Genomic DNA, 16283 nt, shown 5'->3' on the forward strand with positions numbered 1-16283 from the left:
GTGACTGATCTTCACCAAACGTATTACCGCCAGGTAAAGAACCCGAATCCGGTGTTTACACCCCGTGAAGGTGCAGGAACGCTGAAGTTCTGCGAAAAACTGATGGAAAAGGCGGTGGGCTTCACTTCCCGTTTTGATTTCGCCATTCATGTGGCGCATGCCCGTTCGCGTGGTCTGCGTCGACGCATGCCACCAGTGCTGCGTCGACGGGCTATTGATGCGCTCCTGCAGGGGCTGTGTTTCCACTATGACCCGCTGGCCAACCGCGTCCAGTGCTCCATCACCACGCTGGCCATTGAGTGCGGACTGGCGACGGAGTCTGCTGCCGGAAAACTCTCCATCACCCGTGCCACCCGGGCCCTGACGTTCCTGTCAGAGCTGGGACTGATTACCTACCAGACGGAATATGACCCGCTTATCGGGTGCTACATTCCGACCGATATCACGTTCACATCTGCACTGTTTGCTGCCCTCGATGTATCAGAGGAGGCAGTGGCCGCCGCGCGCCGCAGCCGTGTGGTATGGGAAAACAAACAACGCAAAAAGCAGGGGCTGGATACCCTGGGCATGGATGAACTGATAGCGAAAGCCTGGCGTTTTGTTCGTGAGCGTTTTCGCAGTTATCAGACAGAGCTTAAGTCCCGGGGAATAAAGCGTGCCCGTGCGCGTCGTGATGCGGACAGGGAACGTCAGGATATTGTCACCCTGGTGAAACGGCAGCTGACGCGCGAAATCGCGGAAGGGCGCTTCACTGCCAATCGTGAGGCGGTAAAACGCGAAGTTGAGCGTCGTGTGAAGGAGCGCATGATTCTGTCACGTAACCGTAATTACAGCCGGCTGGCCACAGCTTCCCCCTGAAAGTGACCTCCTCTGAATAATCCGGCCTGCGCCGGAGGCTTCCGCACGTCTGAAGCCCGACAGCGCACAAAAAATCAGCACCACATACAAAAACAACCTCATCATCCAGCTTCTGGTGCATCCGGCCCCCCTGTTTTCGATACAAAACACGCCTCACAGACGGGGAATTTTGCTTATCCACATTTAACTGCAAGGGACTTCCCCATAAGGTTACAACCGTTCATGTCATAAAGCGCCAGCCGCCAGTCTTACAGGGTGCAATGTATCTTTTAAACACCTGTTTATATCTCCTTTAAACTACTTAATTACATTCATTTAAAAAGAAAACCTATTCACTGCCTGTCCTGTGGACAGACAGATATGCACCTCCCACCGCAAGCGGCGGGCCCCGACCGGAGCCACTTTAGTTACAACACACAAAACCAACCTCCAGAAAAACCCCGAACCAGCGCAGAACTGAAACCACAAAGCCCCTCCCTCATAACTGAAAAGCGGCCCCCCCCCGGCCCAAAGGGCCGGAACAGAGTCGCTTTTAATTATGAATGTTGTAACTACATCTTCATCGCTGTCAGTCTTCTCGCTGGAAGTTCTCAGTACACGCTCGTAAGCGGCCCTCACGGCCCGCTAACGCGGAGATACGCCCCGACTTCGGGTAAACCCTCGTCGGGACCACTCCGACCGCGCACAGAAGCTCTCTCATGGCTGAAAGCGGGTATGGTCTGGCAGGGCTGGGGATGGGTAAGGTGAAATCTATCAATCAGTACCGGCTTACGCCGGGCTTCGGCGGTTTTACTCCTGTATCATATGAAACAACAGAGTGCCGCCTTCCATGCCGCTGATGCGGCATATCCTGGTAACGATATCTGAATTGTTATACATGTGTATATACGTGGTAATGACAAAAATAGGACAAGTTAAAAATTTACAGGCGATGCAATGATTCAAACACGTAATCAATATCTGCAGTTTATGCTGGTTATGCTGGCTGCATGGGGCATTAGTTGGGGAGCCAGATTTGTCATGGAGCAGGCCGTTCTGCTTTATGGATCAGGAAAAAACTATTTGTTCTTCAGTCATGGTACTGTTCTGATGTACCTGCTGTGTGTTTTCCTGGTATACCGCCGTTGGATAGCTCCGCTACCGGTCGTTGGTCAGCTGCGCAACGTTGGCGTACCGTGGCTGGTCGGTGCGATGGCCGTGGTGTATGTCGGTGTATTTCTGCTCGGTAAGGCGCTGGCTCTGCCTGCTGAGCCATTTATGACGAAACTTTTTGCCGATAAGTCCATACCTGACGTGATCCTGACGTTGCTGACCATCTTTATCCTTGCCCCGTTGAATGAGGAAACGCTGTTCCGGGGGATTATGCTGAACGTCTTCCGTTCACGGTACTGCTGGACGATGTGGCTGGGGGCGCTGATAACGTCGTTGTTGTTCGTCGCCGCGCACAGCCAGTATCAGAACCTGCTGACACTGGCAGAACTGTTCCTGGTGGGGTTGATTACATCAGTGGCCAGGATCAGAAGTGGTGGCCTGCTGCTGCCGGTATTGCTGCATATGGAAGCAACCACGCTGGGTTTACTGTTTGGTTGAAAGTTATATTTTTATTAAACATTGTGCGTTAAAGCCTGGTGTGTTTTTTTAGTGGATGTTATATTTAAATATAACTTTTATGGAGGTGAAGAATGCATACCACCCGACTGAAGAGGGTTGGCGGCTCAGTTATGCTGACCGTCCCACCGGCACTGCTGAATGCGCTGTCTCTGGGCACAGATAATGAAGTTGGCATGGTCATTGATAATGGCCGGCTGATTGTTGAGCCGTACAGACGCCCGCAATATTCACTGGCTGAGCTACTGGCACAGTGTGATCCGAATGCTGAAATATCAGCTGAAGAACGAGAATGGCTGGATGCACCGGCGACTGGTCAGGAGGAAATCTGACATGGAAAGAGGGGAAATCTGGCTTGTCTCGCTTGATCCTACCGCAGGTCATGAGCAGCAGGGAACGCGGCCGGTGCTGATTGTCACACCGGCGGCCTTTAATCGCGTGACCCGCCTGCCTGTTGTTGTGCCCGTAACCAGCGGAGGCAATTTTGCCCGCACTGCCGGCTTTGCGGTGTCGTTGGATGGTGTTGGCATACGTACCACAGGTGTTGTACGTTGCGATCAACCCCGGACAATTGATATGAAAGCACGGGGCGGAAAACGACTCGAACGGGTTCCGGAGACTATCATGAACGAAGTTCTTGGCCGCCTGTCCACTATTCTGACTTGAACATGGGGTTTGAGGGGCAACTGGATGAAAACGTACGATTTAGGGCACTAAAACCGCTGTTGTCCCACCATTCTGGTGATTCCCAAACGTTATTTGGCTAAAAGGGGTCGGTTCCGGCTGAGGGCGAAATGACACCCTAAGCTTTCGGTTCCTTGGGCCAAAGATATTCGCCAGTCAGTAGAATGTGCGCCCAGCCCAATGGGGATATGTGGGGAAGAAATTCAGGGGGAACATCCAACCCTTCGTTCCGCCGCTCCGTGACGGCATGACCAAGATGGACGGTATTCCAGTAAATGATCACCGCAGTCAATAAATTGAGCCCAGCGATTCGGTAGTGCTGCCCCTCTGTCGTGCGATCGCGAATTTCCCCCTGCCTCCCGATACGGAGCGCATTTTTGAGCGCATGGTGGGCCTCTCCCTTGTTAAGACCGATCTGAGCACGCCGCTGCATGTCCGTATCCAGGATCCACTCAATAATGAAAAGGGTCCGTTCAATACGACCAACTTCACGAAGCGCAACTGCAAGGTTGTTTTGTCGTGGGTAAGAAGCGAGCTTGCGCAGGAGTTGGCTGGGCCTGATTTTGCCAGCGGTCATCGTCGCGGCACAACGGAAAATATCAGGCCAGTTCGCAACGATAAGATCCTCCCGGGCTTTTCCACCTACCAACTTGCGTAACTCCCTGGGGGTCGTATCGGGATTAAATACGTACAACCGCTTCGATGGCAGATCCCTGATTCGCAGAACGAGATTGTAGCCGAGCAGGCTACTGGCTCCGAACAAATGGTCGGTGAATCCTGCTGTATCGGCATACTGTTCGCGAACATGGCGACCGACCTCGTTCATCAGTAGTCCATCGAGAATATACGGTGCCTCGCTCACGGTCGCCGGGATCGACTGACAAGCGAATGGCGCGAACTGGTCGCTTACGTGAGTATACGCTTTGAGGCCGGGAACAGAACCATATTTGGCATTGACCATGTTCATGGCTTCGCCATGCCGCGCTGTCGGGAAAAACTGACCATCGCTCGATGCTGACGTGCCCATCCCCCAGACGCGTGACATCGGCAGTTTACCCTGCGCGGCCACCACAATTGCCAATGCCTGGTTCATGGCTTCGCTTTCAACATGCCAGCGGGCAAGGCGTGAGAGCTGCCAGTAATCATGCGTGTTTGTAGCTTCCGCCATCTTACGCAGGCCCAGATTGAGCCCTTCAGCGAGCAGGACGTTGAGCAGACCGATCCGGTCGCGACATGGAGCCCCGGTTCTCAGATGGGTAAACGCATCTGTGAAACCAAGGGCTGCATCAACTTCAAGCAGCATGTCGGTAATCCGAACGGACGGCATTCGGCGATACAGATCCAGTATGAGTGCCTCGGCACCATCCGGCACGTCTGCTGTCAACCTGTCGATCCGCAACGTTCCATCTTCTATGCTACCGTGCGGAATAGTGCCGTTACGGGCAGCCCGGGCCAGCCGCTTAAGAGCGATCGTGAGTCGCGCCTTTCTGTCTGCCAGCCAATCCTGTGGGTTGGAAGGCACGGCCAGTTTTGCATTTTCCTGCGCCGCGATCATCGGCACCAGTACCTGCTTGAGGTCACCATAGCGGCGCGAATGAGCGAGCCAGACATCTCCGGAACGAAAAGCATCCCGGAGGTGAAAGAGTACCGCCACTTCCCAAAGACGGGTATCTCCTTTTTCCTGAGCTCGTAAATGACGGTTCCATTTGGAGCTGGGCCGCAGGAAACGCCTTTCTGGCGATGCAACACCTTTCATCTCTCCGATCGACAAAGCTGCTGCTACCAATGGTCCGGCGACCGGCGCGGCTTCGAGCTTCAGACAGCGCAACATGCGGGGCGCATAACGACGAAAGCGATGGTATCCCTGCCCGACATATGCAAGAGGCTCATCGGCTAGCGTGTTGCTGAGTTGAGTCCCTGTCGCTACCAGTTGAGCGAGCCGGTCCCATGCAACCGAACTGGCGACAGCCATCTCCAGCGGGGTTCCGTCACTGCGGGCCTCAAGCAACGAAGCTCCCAGCGCGGTGAAGGTACGGATCGTATCCGTGAGTGTGGCTTTAGAGCCGGAAATTGTTTCGTCATGCTGGCGCTTCGCTTCCCGCCAGGTTTTTCCTACGATCCTGTCATGGGTTTCGACTATGGCATCAGCAATCGCCGCTTCCCACTCCACAACACAGACGGCAAGGATCGCCCAGCGGCGGTCCGAAGTGATGTCACGCAAACCGTCGGTGAAGTAGCGTTCACCCTGCCGACGCAGCCGGGCAATGCGATGGGCAGGTATGCTGGCCAAAGCACTATGATTGATATTCAGGGTACGCAGAAATTCGAGCCTGTCGAGCAAACGGTTAGCAGCAGCCGAGTTGTTACCAACCTCGAAGTTGCGAAGCCAGATGAAACGACTGATATTGCCGGCGAGCATTTCACTCAGAAGTTTGTCCAGGTGATCGCGAACATCCGCTGTTAAATTTTCCGCAATCCGCGTTTCAATCCGCCGCTCAGCGGCGACCAGAGCATCCGCGCACAAGCGCTCGATTGTCGATACTGCGGGCAGAATGGTGGAAGTTTCCCGACACCGCACAATAAAACGATGAGCAAGATCCTCGTTTGATCTGGCATCTTCGGCCTGGCCGAAAGTCCACTCCCGCAGATCACGGGCACCACGGCCCGTGAAGGTCTTGTAGCCGTAAATTTCGCGCAGCGTGTCCATGTGCTGCTGACGGGTTTGGCGCCGTGTGGCATAAGTGAGAAGCGCATCAGCCGGAACTCCAAGCTGAGCACCGACGAAGGAAAGGACTTCACGCGGGATCATCTCACCAGGAGCCAGTGCACGGCCCGGATATCGTAAGGCACAAAGTTGCAGGGCAAAGCCAATCCTGTTTTCCGGTCTGCGGCGCTGCCTAATGTTTTCCAGGTCATCATCGCCCAGCGTGTAGAACTTCAGTAGCGACAGTTCGTCCGTGGGCAGATCGAACAGCGCTGCTCGCTGCCGTTCGGTGAAAATATGGCGTCGTGACATACAAATTCGTCCCTTTTGAAGTATAGTCTGTTTTGGACAACAGCCAGCCCATATAAATCAGGGCGTTCCGATACAAAAATCCAGGAGGGTTCAATTGGGACATCGTGCCGCCATTTACTGCCGGGTTTCAACAGCGGATCAGTCTTGTGAACGCCAGGAATTTGATCTGCGAGCCTTCGCCGGCTGTGCCGGCTACGACGTGGTGGGAATATTTAAGGAAACAGGTTCAGGAACTAAACTCGACCGGGCCGAGCGAAAGAAAGTCCTGGCGCTTGCCCAGTCCAGACAAATTGATGCAATCCTGGTCACTGAGCTTTCCCGGTGGGGGCGCTCGACGCTCGATCTGCTCAATACGCTACGTGAACTGGAGAACTGGAAGGTTTCCGTGATAGCCATGAATGGAATGGCGTTCGATCTTTCGTCGCCGTATGGACGAATGCTGGCGACGTTTCTTTCCGGCATTGCGGAGTTTGAGCGGGATCTCATCAGCGAGCGGGTCAAGTCAGGCCTTGCTGTTGCGAAGGCACGTGGTAAGAGGCTTGGTCGTCAGGCCGGAGTGCGACCAAAATCAGACCGACTTTTGCCTAAGGTGGTTGCGATGAGGGCCGAGGGACGCAGCTATCGCTGGATCGCACGCGAGCTCGGTATCAGCAAGAATACCGTCGCTGACATCGTGCAACGACACAGAGCTAACGCTTAGGGTGTCATTTCGCCCTCAGCCGGAACCGACCCCGAATAGGTTTCGTCGCGGATGTGCCAGGCTTGCAGCCAGGACAGCTTGGCGTAGGTCAGGCCGGGGCTCGACTCGGCCATCTTGGTCAGCCCGAGGTTGATCGCATCACCGAGGATTGCGGACAGCAGCAACGTCCTGTCTTTGGCCTCGGCCCCGTCCTTCAAGTGGGTGAAGTGGCGGCTGAAGCCCGTCCAGTCGTCCACGTCCATCAGCAGTTCGGTGATCTTGATGCGCGGCAGTAACTGGCTGGTTTGGTCGATCAGCGCCTGCGCCCGATCCGGCACCGCCGCATCCAGCGGGGTGATTTTCAGCCCTGACTCGGTGAGGATGGCATCGGGCAGCTCGTTGTCCTTGGCCAGGCGGGTGACGGTGGCCAACTGCTCGTCCAGCAGCTGCAAACGCTCTTCCAGGTACTGGTCGCTGTTCGGGTTGATCGCCAGGGGCAGGGCCTGCTCGCGCTTGAGTGCGGCGAACTTCTCGGCCGGCAGCAGGTAGTCGTCGAAGTCGCGGAACTGCCGCGAGCCCTTGACCCAGATGTCGCCGGAGCGCAGGGCGTTCTTCAGCTCGGACAGGGCGCAGATTTCGTAGAATTTCCGGTCGAGGCCTTCCGGGGTGATCACCAGCGGCTTCCAGCGCGGCTTGATGAAGGCCGTGGGTGCATCGGCCGGCACCTTGCGCAGGTTGTCGGCGTTCATCTCACGCAGGGTCTGCACGGCTGCCAGCACGCCTTGCGCGGCCGGCCCGTGCTGTTCCCCAACTTTTCGCTCGGCGAAGAGTATGAACATGCGCCGCCGGCGACGAATCGCCAAATCTCACCGTATCTCCCGAGCGGACGATTTCGCACCGGTCTGCCCGTCGAAGGGCTTGCGATCGAACGGGGCGACCTTTTCTATGCATGTCCGCGAGCCAGCGTCTTTTATGGCACGGCGCTCGACGCCGACCTTCGGACGCGCGGCGTAAGCACGCTTGTCATGGCCGGGATAAGCACCACCGGCGTTGTTCTTTCAAGCGTCGCCTGGGCTAGTGATGCGGACTACGACGTGCGTTTGGTCCAGGACTGCTGCTACGACCCGGATCGGGATGCCCACGAAGCTCTGTTGCGTTCCGGGTTCGGCGGACGTGTACAGGTCGTGTAATTTTCGGGCCTCGCATGATCGCGGCCATAGCCGCAGGTGGATTGGTGCGAGGCAGGGCCAGTCCAAGTCAGGGTGCGGTCATCGCGGCGCCTGCAACTCTCAAAAACCCATCGCCGTAGCGGAGGTCTTGTAATCGCATGTCATTACGCACGCCCGATTTATTGTTCACAGCGATAGCACCTGCCATTTGGGGCAGCACCTACATTGTCACCACCCAATACCTGCCGAACTTCTCACCGATGACGGTCGCGATGCTGCGGGCGTTGCCGGCGGGTTTATTGCTCGTGATGATCGTCCGACAGATTCCAACGGGAATCTGGTGGATGCGCATCTTCATCCTCGGCGCACTTAATATTTCGCTATTCTGGAGCTTGTTGTTTATTTCGGTCTACCGCCTGCCGGGCGGGGTCGCGGCGACGGTAGGCGCTGTGCAGCCGCTGATGGTCGTGTTCATCTCTGCCGCTCTGCTAGGTAGCCCGATACGATTGATGGCGGTCCTGGGGGCTATTTGCGGAACTGCGGGCGTGGCGCTGTTGGTGTTGACACCAAACGCAGCGCTAGATCCTGTCGGCGTCGCAGCGGGCCTGGCGGGGGCGGTTTCCATGGCGTTCGGAACCGTGCTGACCCGCAAGTGGCAACCTCCCGTGCCTCTGCTCACCTTTACCGCCTGGCAACTGGCGGCCGGAGGACTTCTGCTCGTTCCAGTAGCTTTAGTGTTTGATCCGCCAATCCCGATGCCTACAGGAACCAATGTTCTCGGCCTGGCGTGGCTCGGCCTGATCGGAGCGGGTTTAACCTACTTCCTTTGGTTCCGGGGATCTCGCGACTCGAACCTACAGTTGTTTCCTTACTGGGCTTTCTCAGCCCGGGGACCGCCTGTTGCTAGGATGGTTGTTCTTGGATCAGACGCTGAGTGCGCTTCAAATCATCGGCGTCCTGCTCGTGATCGGGAGTATCTGGCTGGGCCAACGTTCCAACCGCACTCCTAGGGCGCGTATAGCTTGCCGGAAGTCGCCTTGACCCGCATGGCATAGGCCTATCGTTTCCACGATCAGCGATCGGCTCGTTGCCCTGCGCCGCTCCAAAGCCCGCGACGCAGCGCCGGCAGGCAGAGCAAGTAGAGGGCAGCGCCTGCAATCCATGCCCACCCGTTCCACGTTGTTATAGAAGCCGCATAGATCGCCGTGAAGAGGAGGGGTCCGACGATCGAGGTCAGGCTGGTGAGCGCCGCCAGTGAGCCTTGCAGCTGCCCCTGACGTTCCTCATCCACCTGCCTGGACAACATTGCTTGCAGCGCCGGCATTCCGATGCCACCCGAAGCAAGCAGGACCATGATCGGGAACGCCATCCATCCCCGTGTCGCGAAGGCAAGCAGGATGTAGCCTGTGCCGTCGGCAATCATTCCGAGCATGAGTGCCCGCCTTTCGCCGAGCCGGGCGGCTACAGGGCCGGTGATCATTGCCTGGGCGAGTGAATGCAGAATGCCAAATGCGGCAAGCGAAATGCCGATCGTGGTCGCGTCCCAGTGAAAGCGATCCTCGCCGAAAATGACCCAAAGCGCGGCCGGCACCTGTCCGACAAGTTGCATGATGAAGAAGACCGCCATCAGGGCGGCGACGACGGTCATGCCCCGGGCCCACCGGAACGAAGCGAGCGGGTTGAGAGCCTCCCGGCGTAACGGCCGGCGTTCGCCTTTGTGCGACTCCGGCAAAAGGAAACAGCCCGTCAGGAAATTGAGGCCGTTCAAGGCTGCCGCGGCGAAGAACGGAGCGTGGGGGGAGAAACCGCCCATCAGCCCACCGAGCACAGGTCCCGCGACCATCCCGAACCCGAAACAGGCGCTCATGAAGCCGAAGTGCCGCGCGCGCTCATCGCCATCAGTGATATCGGCAATATAAGCGCCGGCTACCGCCCCAGTCGCCCCGGTGATGCCGGCCACGATCCGCCCGATATAGAGAACCCAAAGGAAAGGCGCCGTCGCCATGATGGCGTAGTCGACAGCAGCGCCGGCCAGCGAGACGAGCAAGACCGGCCGCCGCCCGAAACGATCCGACAGCGCGCCCAGCACAGGTGCGCAGGCAAATTGCATCAACGCATACAGCGCCAGCAGAATGCCATAGTGGGCGGTGACGTCGTTCGAGTGAACCAGATCGCGCAGGAGGCCCGGCAGCACCGGCATAATCAGGCCGATGCCGACAGCGTCGAGCGCGACAGTGCTCAGAATTACGATCAGGGGTCTGTTGGGTTTCACGTCTGGCCTCCGGACCAGCCTCCGCTGGTCCGATTGAACGCGGATTCTTTATCACTGATAAGTTGGTGGACATATTATGTTTATCAGTGATAAAGTGTCAAGCATGACAAAGTTGCAGCCGAATACAGTGATCCGTGCCGCCCTGGACCTGTTGAACGAGGTCGGCGTAGACGGTCTGACGACACGCAAACTGGCGGAACGGTTGGGGGTTCAGCAGCCGGCGCTTTACTGGCACTTCAGGAACAAGCGGGCGCTGCTCGACGCACTGGCCGAAGCCATGCTGGCGGAGAATCATACGCATTCGGTGCCGAGAGCCGACGACGACTGGCGCTCATTTCTGATCGGGAATGCCCGCAGCTTCAGGCAGGCGCTGCTCGCCTACCGCGATGGCGCGCGCATCCATGCCGGCACGCGACCGGGCGCACCGCAGATGGAAACGGCCGACGCGCAGCTTCGCTTCCTCTGCGAGGCGGGTTTTTCGGCCGGGGACGCCGTCAATGCGCTGATGACAATCAGCTACTTCACTGTTGGGGCCGTGCTTGAGGAGCAGGCCGGCGACAGCGATGCCGGCGAGCGCGGCGGCACCGTTGAACAGGCTCCGCTCTCGCCGCTGTTGCGGGCCGCGATAGACGCCTTCGACGAAGCCGGTCCGGACGCAGCGTTCGAGCAGGGACTCGCGGTGATTGTCGATGGATTGGCGAAAAGGAGGCTCGTTGTCAGGAACGTTGAAGGACCGAGAAAGGGTGACGATTGATCAGGACCGCTGCCGGAGCGCAACCCACTCACTACAGCAGAGCCATGTAGACAACATCCCCTCCCCCTTTCCACCGCGTCAGACGCCCGTAGCAGCCCGCTACGGGCTTTTTCATGCCCTGCCCTAGCGTCCAAGCCTCACGGCCGCGCTCGGCCTCTCTGGCGGCCTTCTGGCGCTCCTGCTGCGGCGTCCGCTCGTGGGCCGTGGCGCGGGTCCGCGCGCCGGCCTCGTGCGCCTGGCGCTCGCGGCCGTCTTCACGTTCTGCCTTGCGCAGATGAGATAGGGGAGCCCGCAGAATTCGGAAAAAATCGTACGCTAAGGTTTTCCGGGCATCCGTAAGGGCCGAAACTTCCCGTCTTCCAGTCTGCGGCTCTGCCGCCAGACGTAATCGCCGGTTAGGTTGATGTGCTCCCAGCCCAGCGGCGACAGGAATTGCAGCAGCTCGCCGTCCACCGGCTTGCCGGCCTCGACCAACCCCTGGGTGGCGCGTTCCAGGTACACCGTGTTCCACAGCACGATAGCCGCCGTCACCAGGTTGAGGCCGCTGGCCCGGTAGCGCTGCTGCTCGAAGCTCCGATCCCTGATTTCCCCAAGGCGGTTGAAGAACACCGCCCTGGCCAGCGAGTTGCGCGCCTCACCTTTGTTCAGGCCGGCATGCACGCGGCGGCGCAGTTCAACACTTTGCAGCCAGTCCAGGATGAACAGCGTGCGCTCGATCCGGCCCAGCTCGCGCAGGGCCACGGCCAGTCCGTTCTGGCGCGGGTAGCTGCCGAGCTTGCGCAGCATCAGCGAGGCGGTGACGGTGCCCTGCTTGATCGAGCTGGCCAGGCGCAGGATGTCGTCCCAGTGGGCACGCACGTGCTTGATGTTCAGGGTGCCGCCGATCAGCGGGCGCAACGTCGGGTAGGCTTGCACGCCCTGCGGCACGTACAGCTTGGTTTCGCCGAGGTCGCGGATGCGCGGCGCGAAGCGGAAGCCTAGCAGGTGCATCAGGGCAAAGACGTGATCGGTGAAGCCGGCCGTGTCGGTGTAGTGCTCCTCGATCCGCAGGTCGGACTCGTGGTACAGCAGGCCGTCGAGCACATAGGTGGAATCGCGGACGCCGACATTCACCACGCGGGTGCTGAACGGCGCGTACTGGTCGGAGATATGGGTATAGAACAGCCGTCCCGGCTCGCTACCGTACTTCGGGTTGACGTGCCCGGTGCTCTCGCCCCGGCCACCCGCGCGGAAGCGCTGGCCATCGGAGGATGAGGTCGTGCCGTCGCCCCAGTGGGCGGCAAAGGCGTGGCGATACTGGTGGTTGACCAGCTCGGCCAAGGCCGCCGAATAGGTTTCGTCGCGGATGTGCCAGGCTTGCAGCCAGGACAGCTTGGCGTAGGTCAGGCCGGGGCTCGACTCGGCCATCTTGGTCAGCCCGAGGTTGATCGCATCACCGAGGATTGCGGACAGCAGCAACGTCCTGTCTTTGGCCTCGGCCCCGTCCTTCAAGTGGGTGAAGTGGCGGCTGAAGCCCGTCCAGTCGTCCACGTCCATCAGCAGTTCGGTGATCTTGATGCGCGGCAGTAACTGGCTGGTTTGGTCGATCAGCGCCTGCGCCCGATCCGGCACCGCCGCATCCAGCGGGGTGATTTTCAGCCCTGACTCGGTGAGGATGGCATCGGGCAGCTCGTTGTCCTTGGCCAGGCGGGTGACGGTGGCCAACTGCTCGTCCAGCAGCTGCAAACGCTCTTCCAGGTACTGGTCGCTGTTCGGGTTGATCGCCAGGGGCAGGGCCTGCTCGCGCTTGAGTGCGGCGAACTTCTCGGCCGGCAGCAGGTAGTCGTCGAAGTGGCACTGTTGCAAATAGTCGGTGGTGATAAACTTATCATCCCCTTTTGCTGATGGAGCTGCACATGAACCCATTCAAAGGCCGGCATTTTCAGCGTGACATCATTCTGTGGGCCGTACGCTGGTACTGCAAATACGGCATCAGTTACCGTGAGCTGCAGGAGATGCTGGCTGAACGCGGAGTGAATGTCGATCACTCCACGATTTACCGCTGGGTTCAGCGTTATGCGCCTGAAATGGAAAAACGGCTGCGCTGGTACTGGCGTAACCCTTCCGATCTTTGCCCGTGGCACATGGATGAAACCTACGTGAAGGTCAATGGCCGCTGGGCGTATCTGTACCGGGCCGTCGACAGCCGGGGCCGCACTGTCGATTTTTATCTCTCCTCCCGTCGTAACAGCAAAGCTGCATACCGGTTTCTGGGTAAAATCCTCAACAACGTGAAGAAGTGGCAGATCCCGCGATTCATCAACACGGATAAAGCGCCCGCCTATGGTCGCGCGCTTGCTCTGCTCAAACGCGAAGGCCGGTGCCCGTCTGACGTTGAACACCGACAGATTAAGTACCGGAACAACGTGATTGAATGCGATCATGGCAAACTGAAACGGATAATCGGCGCCACGCTGGGATTTAAATCCATGAAGACGGCTTACGCCACCATCAAAGGTATTGAGGTGATGCGTGCACTACGCAAAGGCCAGGCCTCAGCATTTTATTATGGTGATCCCCTGGGCGAAATGCGCCTGGTAAGCAGAGTTTTTGAAATGTAAGGCCTTTGAATAAGACAAAAGGCTGCCTCATCGCTAACTTTGCAACAGTGCCAATGTGGGCGTCTGGTGTTGTAGAAGTTCAGATATCGGGCGATGCCAGCGCGTGCCTCGGACACAGTCTTGTAGGCATGGAGGTAGACTTCCTCGTATTTGATCGAACGCCAGAGCCGCTCGACGAAGACATTGTCTCGCCACGCACCCTTGCCATCCATCGAGATGGCAATCTGTGACCTCTTCAGCACGGCGGTGAAGTCGATGGAGGTGAACTGCGATCCCTGGTCGGTATTGAAGATTTCCGGCCTGCCATGACGGGCAAGTGCCTCCTCCACCGCCTCGATGCAGAAGGCTGCTTCCATCGTGATCGACAACCGCCATGACAAGACCTTCCGGCTGAACCAGTCCACGACGGCGCACAGATAGACAAATCCCCGCGCCATGGGGATGTAGGTCAGGTCCATTGCCCACACCTGATTGGGCCGGGTGACTGCCAGCTTTCGTATGTGCCCTGGCGCTGGTTTCGAGGTGTTCGGGCGGCGGTAGATCGCCTTGATGCCCATCTTCTTCATCAGCGTGGCGACGTGTCGCCGCCCGGTCTCCAGACCTTCTCCTCTCAAGAGCCCTTGCAACATCCGACTTCCGGCAAAGGGGTAGTCGAGATGCAATTCGTCAATCCGGCGCATAAGGGCCAGATCGCCGTCAGACACCGGACGAGGCAGATAGTAGACGCTGCCACGGCTGAAGCCGAGAAGCTTCGCCTGGCGCACGACGGATAGCTTGTGCTCGCGGTCGATCATTTCTTTCCGCCCAGCAATCCCGCCTTGCCGAGCGCACCGGATAAAAAATCGTTCTCCAGTGTCAGTTCGCCGATTTTCGCGTGCAGCGTTTTGACATCGATGGTCGGACCCGACGGCTCCGCTTTCGTTTCATCGCCGAACACACCTGTCGCCCCCTCAAGGAGCTGGTCTTTCCATTGCTTGATCTGGTTGGCGTGCACATCGAACTGCTGGGACAACTCCACCAGCGTCTGCTCACCTCGGATGGCGGCAAGTGCCACCTTCGCCTTGAAAGCCGGGCTATGGTTCCGGCGCGGTCGTCTCGTCATGGTCTCTCCTGTTCCCGGCATCTAAGCCGAAGTCAGGCAGAAACTCCACTTATCCCCGCTGTGCAGATTTCCCGAGCCAGCTCTAAGGCGATCAGGTGCGCTGATCGAGTCTGTCGAGCACCATCGCTGCAAGTTCATCGCTGGTGTGTGCACCACTATCGAGAACACGGGTTGTGGACGGAAGCCGTTCCCTTGCGGCCAAGCATCGGGCGACATTCGCTAATCGCCACTCTCGAATCTCCGCATTCCGATTCGGGTCAGGATGCATGGTCTGGTTCGAGATCCGGTGACGCAATAGGTCCTCGTTAAGCATCAGAAAGATGTGCAGCAGCTGATCGTCGATCTGCCTTAACCCGTCGAGTATCTCAGTCAGATAGTCCGGGTGCACGAGCGTCATTGGGATGATGATGTCCTGCGAGTAATTCCTGCGAATCTCGCTGACCGCAGCGATCGTAAGTCCCCTCCACAAGGGGAGATCCTGATAGTCTCCGCTCGCTGGTATGGGGACCGTTTCTTTCACCACGAACCCGATTTCCTCAGGGTCAAAGATCAGCGATTTCGGACGCCGATCGCGCAGCCGCTCAGCGAGAGTCGTCTTTCCGGCGCCGAAAGGTCCGTTGATCCAGATTATCATTGTCGACGGCCTCTAACCGGAAGGCTCGCAAGAGCGCTGGGCGGCTTCGTGTGCTGGCACGATCGGAGTGGCTCCGAAGTGCTTCTCAAGATAGGTGACGCCGAACGTCACGATGTCCTGCGCGTCGAACAGGTAGCACTGAGCAAAGCCCACGACACCTTCTCGATGGCGACCGAGCTTCACGTAAGCATTTGCTATAGTTTCGACCGCATCCGGCTTTCCTTCGATAGCAAAGCAATCGAGAATGCCGTTTGAATCGTATTCTGATGCCGTTTTCCAGGCGACTTCACCGTTTCTTCCAAGCATCGGCATCTCATACGTCACCCATCGTTTGTTGGGGATATCCGCAACCGCCTCGGCGTAGTGCAATGCGGTAACGGAGTTTAGCGGCGCACCCAACAGCAGGGCCTTCCCGCCAAGGCGGACGAACCGCTCGACGGGCGACCCTTCCCCCAAGGCGTGACCGAGTTCGTGAGGCTCCGTCAGCGTTTCAGCTAGCGGACCAACCGCGACCATCGATGCATCGGGGTGCGCGCTGCGCCGCGCGCCGGGGGCTTGAACCAGAAATTGATTCAGCAGGCCGAACCCACGGTAAGTCCCGGCCGTTGCGGGATCGAACGGCGGCCAGGTACGGCGGGCTTTGTCATCCAACCGAGCGCCATTCAGAGTCTCCTCGTAGGGTGATCGGTCCCACGACGCGTATCCCATCACAGTGCCAGTCGGCCCAACCGCGGAGCGTAACGCGGCAACGACCGTCTCCGCTCCTCCTTCGACCGGACCAATCGCTTTAAGTGAGGCATGCACCATCAACAGGTCACCGGTTTGGACTCCTAATTTTCGAATTGCCTCCGTTATTGCCTTCCGCGTATGCATCGCGATATCTCCTCTAAACTGCAAAACACTATAC

General features: G+C 58.2%; 15 protein-coding genes and 3 pseudogenes. 10 read left to right on the plus strand and 8 right to left on the minus strand.

The window, feature by feature from the left end; genetic code table 11:
- From repA to pemK-mt, 5 genes are all read left to right on the plus strand, one after another.
- The coding region (gene repA, locus ACLHV9_RS26785; protein ID WP_206766603.1) for an incFII family plasmid replication initiator RepA at nucleotides 1–858 on the plus strand (858 nt) is incomplete at its 5' end.
- A 698-nt stretch (nucleotides 859–1556) separates the two neighbouring features.
- Nucleotides 1557–1697, plus strand: a complete 141-nt coding sequence (locus ACLHV9_RS26790; protein ID WP_001333237.1) for a hypothetical protein — start codon at nucleotides 1557–1559, stop codon at nucleotides 1695–1697.
- Between the two features lie 97 nt (nucleotides 1698–1794).
- Entirely contained in the window at nucleotides 1795–2448 is a 654-nt protein-coding gene (locus ACLHV9_RS26795) for a CPBP family intramembrane glutamic endopeptidase (RefSeq protein WP_000616807.1), read from the plus strand.
- A gap of 92 nt (nucleotides 2449–2540) precedes the next feature.
- Nucleotides 2541–2798: a type II toxin-antitoxin system antitoxin PemI gene (pemI, locus tag ACLHV9_RS26800; RefSeq protein ID WP_000557619.1), complete on the plus strand. Its 258-nt coding sequence runs from the start codon at nucleotides 2541–2543 to the stop codon at nucleotides 2796–2798.
- A gap of 1 nt (nucleotide 2799) precedes the next feature.
- Nucleotides 2800–3132 (plus strand): type II toxin-antitoxin system toxin endoribonuclease PemK-mt, encoded by a 333-nt coding sequence (gene pemK-mt, locus ACLHV9_RS26805; RefSeq protein ID WP_000439434.1) that lies wholly within the window; start codon nucleotides 2800–2802, stop codon nucleotides 3130–3132.
- A gap of 136 nt (nucleotides 3133–3268) precedes the next feature.
- On the opposite strand, the gene ACLHV9_RS26810 is transcribed toward pemK-mt, so the two are convergent.
- Nucleotides 3269–6166 carry a Tn3-like element Tn5403 family transposase gene (locus tag ACLHV9_RS26810; protein ID WP_001553819.1) on the minus strand — a complete coding sequence of 966 codons (2898 nt, stop codon included), beginning with the start codon at nucleotides 6164–6166 and terminating at the stop codon, nucleotides 3269–3271.
- Between the two features lie 94 nt (nucleotides 6167–6260).
- Between ACLHV9_RS26810 and ACLHV9_RS26815 the strand changes: the two genes are divergently transcribed.
- A complete protein-coding gene (locus ACLHV9_RS26815) occupies nucleotides 6261–6866 on the plus strand; it encodes a recombinase family protein (protein ID WP_000509965.1) in 606 nt (201 codons plus the stop codon).
- A 32-nt stretch (nucleotides 6867–6898) separates the two neighbouring features.
- Here ACLHV9_RS26815 and ACLHV9_RS26820 read toward each other — a convergent pair.
- Nucleotides 6899–7639 (minus strand): annotated as a pseudogene (locus ACLHV9_RS26820) (Tn3 family transposase); the annotation flags it as partial.
- A gap of 3 nt (nucleotides 7640–7642) precedes the next feature.
- Here ACLHV9_RS26820 and ACLHV9_RS26825 point away from each other — a divergent pair.
- Both ACLHV9_RS26825 and ACLHV9_RS26830 read left to right on the plus strand, forming a co-directional pair.
- Entirely contained in the window at nucleotides 7643–8035 is a 393-nt protein-coding gene (locus ACLHV9_RS26825; RefSeq protein WP_001351729.1) for a cysteine hydrolase family protein, read from the plus strand.
- Between the two features lie 137 nt (nucleotides 8036–8172).
- Nucleotides 8173–9055: pseudogene (locus ACLHV9_RS26830) on the plus strand (EamA family transporter).
- A 31-nt stretch (nucleotides 9056–9086) separates the two neighbouring features.
- Here the strand turns inward: ACLHV9_RS26830 and tet(A) are convergent.
- Nucleotides 9087–10286 (minus strand): tetracycline efflux MFS transporter Tet(A), encoded by a 1200-nt coding sequence (tet(A), locus tag ACLHV9_RS26835; RefSeq protein WP_000804064.1) that lies wholly within the window; start codon nucleotides 10284–10286, stop codon nucleotides 9087–9089.
- 103 nt (nucleotides 10287–10389) lie between these two features.
- On the opposite strand from tet(A), the gene tetR(A) reads away from it, so the two are divergent.
- Nucleotides 10390–11040 carry a tetracycline resistance transcriptional repressor TetR(A) gene (gene tetR(A), locus ACLHV9_RS26840; protein ID WP_000164043.1) on the plus strand — a complete coding sequence of 217 codons (651 nt, stop codon included), beginning with the start codon at nucleotides 10390–10392 and terminating at the stop codon, nucleotides 11038–11040.
- Nucleotides 11041–11071: 31 nt separating this feature from the next.
- Here tetR(A) and ACLHV9_RS26845 read toward each other — a convergent pair whose 3' ends face one another.
- Both ACLHV9_RS26845 and ACLHV9_RS26850 read right to left on the minus strand, forming a co-directional pair.
- On the minus strand, nucleotides 11072–11314 hold the full coding sequence (locus ACLHV9_RS26845) for a hypothetical protein (protein ID WP_032140899.1): 243 nt from the start codon (nucleotides 11312–11314) through the stop codon (nucleotides 11072–11074).
- 41 nt (nucleotides 11315–11355) lie between these two features.
- Nucleotides 11356–12870: pseudogene (locus ACLHV9_RS26850) on the minus strand (Tn3-like element TnAs1 family transposase); the annotation flags it as partial.
- 65 nt (nucleotides 12871–12935) lie between these two features.
- Here ACLHV9_RS26850 and ACLHV9_RS26855 point away from each other — a divergent pair.
- Nucleotides 12936–13640 carry an IS6-like element IS26 family transposase gene (locus tag ACLHV9_RS26855; RefSeq protein ID WP_001067855.1) on the plus strand — a complete coding sequence of 235 codons (705 nt, stop codon included), beginning with the start codon at nucleotides 12936–12938 and terminating at the stop codon, nucleotides 13638–13640.
- Here the strand turns inward: ACLHV9_RS26855 and ACLHV9_RS26860 are convergent.
- From ACLHV9_RS26860 to aac(3)-IIe, 3 genes are all read right to left on the minus strand, one after another.
- Nucleotides 13586–14742 (minus strand): IS3 family transposase gene (locus tag ACLHV9_RS26860; RefSeq protein WP_369700724.1). Its coding sequence is split into 2 segments (ribosomal slippage): nucleotides 13586–14475 and nucleotides 14475–14742, totalling 1158 coding nucleotides; the frame shifts between segments, so codons are not numbered across the junction. The two genes, ACLHV9_RS26855 and ACLHV9_RS26860, sit on opposite strands and share 55 nt — an antisense overlap.
- Before the next feature lie 91 nt (nucleotides 14743–14833).
- Nucleotides 14834–15376, minus strand: coding sequence for an AAA family ATPase (locus ACLHV9_RS26865; protein WP_002063889.1), 543 nt, complete (start codon nucleotides 15374–15376; stop codon nucleotides 14834–14836).
- Nucleotides 15377–15388: 12 nt separating this feature from the next.
- Nucleotides 15389–16249: an aminoglycoside N-acetyltransferase AAC(3)-IIe gene (gene aac(3)-IIe, locus ACLHV9_RS26870; protein ID WP_000557452.1), complete on the minus strand. Its 861-nt coding sequence runs from the start codon at nucleotides 16247–16249 to the stop codon at nucleotides 15389–15391.
- Nucleotides 16250–16283 lie beyond the last annotated feature (34 nt).

The organism is Enterobacter sp. CPE_E890 (assembly GCF_046521475.1).
Classification (GTDB): Bacteria; Pseudomonadota; Gammaproteobacteria; order Enterobacterales; family Enterobacteriaceae; genus Enterobacter; species Enterobacter adelaidei.

Bases quoted from the DNA above. Each gene is read 5' to 3' on its own strand.
- pemK-mt (WP_000439434.1), top strand. From the start codon at position 2,800: ATGGAAAGAGGGGAAATCTGGCTTGTCTCGCTTGATCCTACCGCAGGT.
- ACLHV9_RS26855 (WP_001067855.1), top strand. From the start codon at position 12,936: ATGAACCCATTCAAAGGCCGGCATTTTCAGCGTGACATCATTCTGTGG.
- ACLHV9_RS26865 (WP_002063889.1), bottom strand. From the start codon at position 15,376: ATGATAATCTGGATCAACGGACCTTTCGGCGCCGGAAAGACGACTCTC.
- pemI (WP_000557619.1), top strand. From the start codon at position 2,541: ATGCATACCACCCGACTGAAGAGGGTTGGCGGCTCAGTTATGCTGACC.
- ACLHV9_RS26790 (WP_001333237.1), top strand. From the start codon at position 1,557: ATGGCTGAAAGCGGGTATGGTCTGGCAGGGCTGGGGATGGGTAAGGTG.
- ACLHV9_RS26810 (WP_001553819.1), bottom strand. From the start codon at position 6,166: ATGTCACGACGCCATATTTTCACCGAACGGCAGCGAGCAGCGCTGTTC.
- ACLHV9_RS26795 (WP_000616807.1), top strand. From the start codon at position 1,795: ATGATTCAAACACGTAATCAATATCTGCAGTTTATGCTGGTTATGCTG.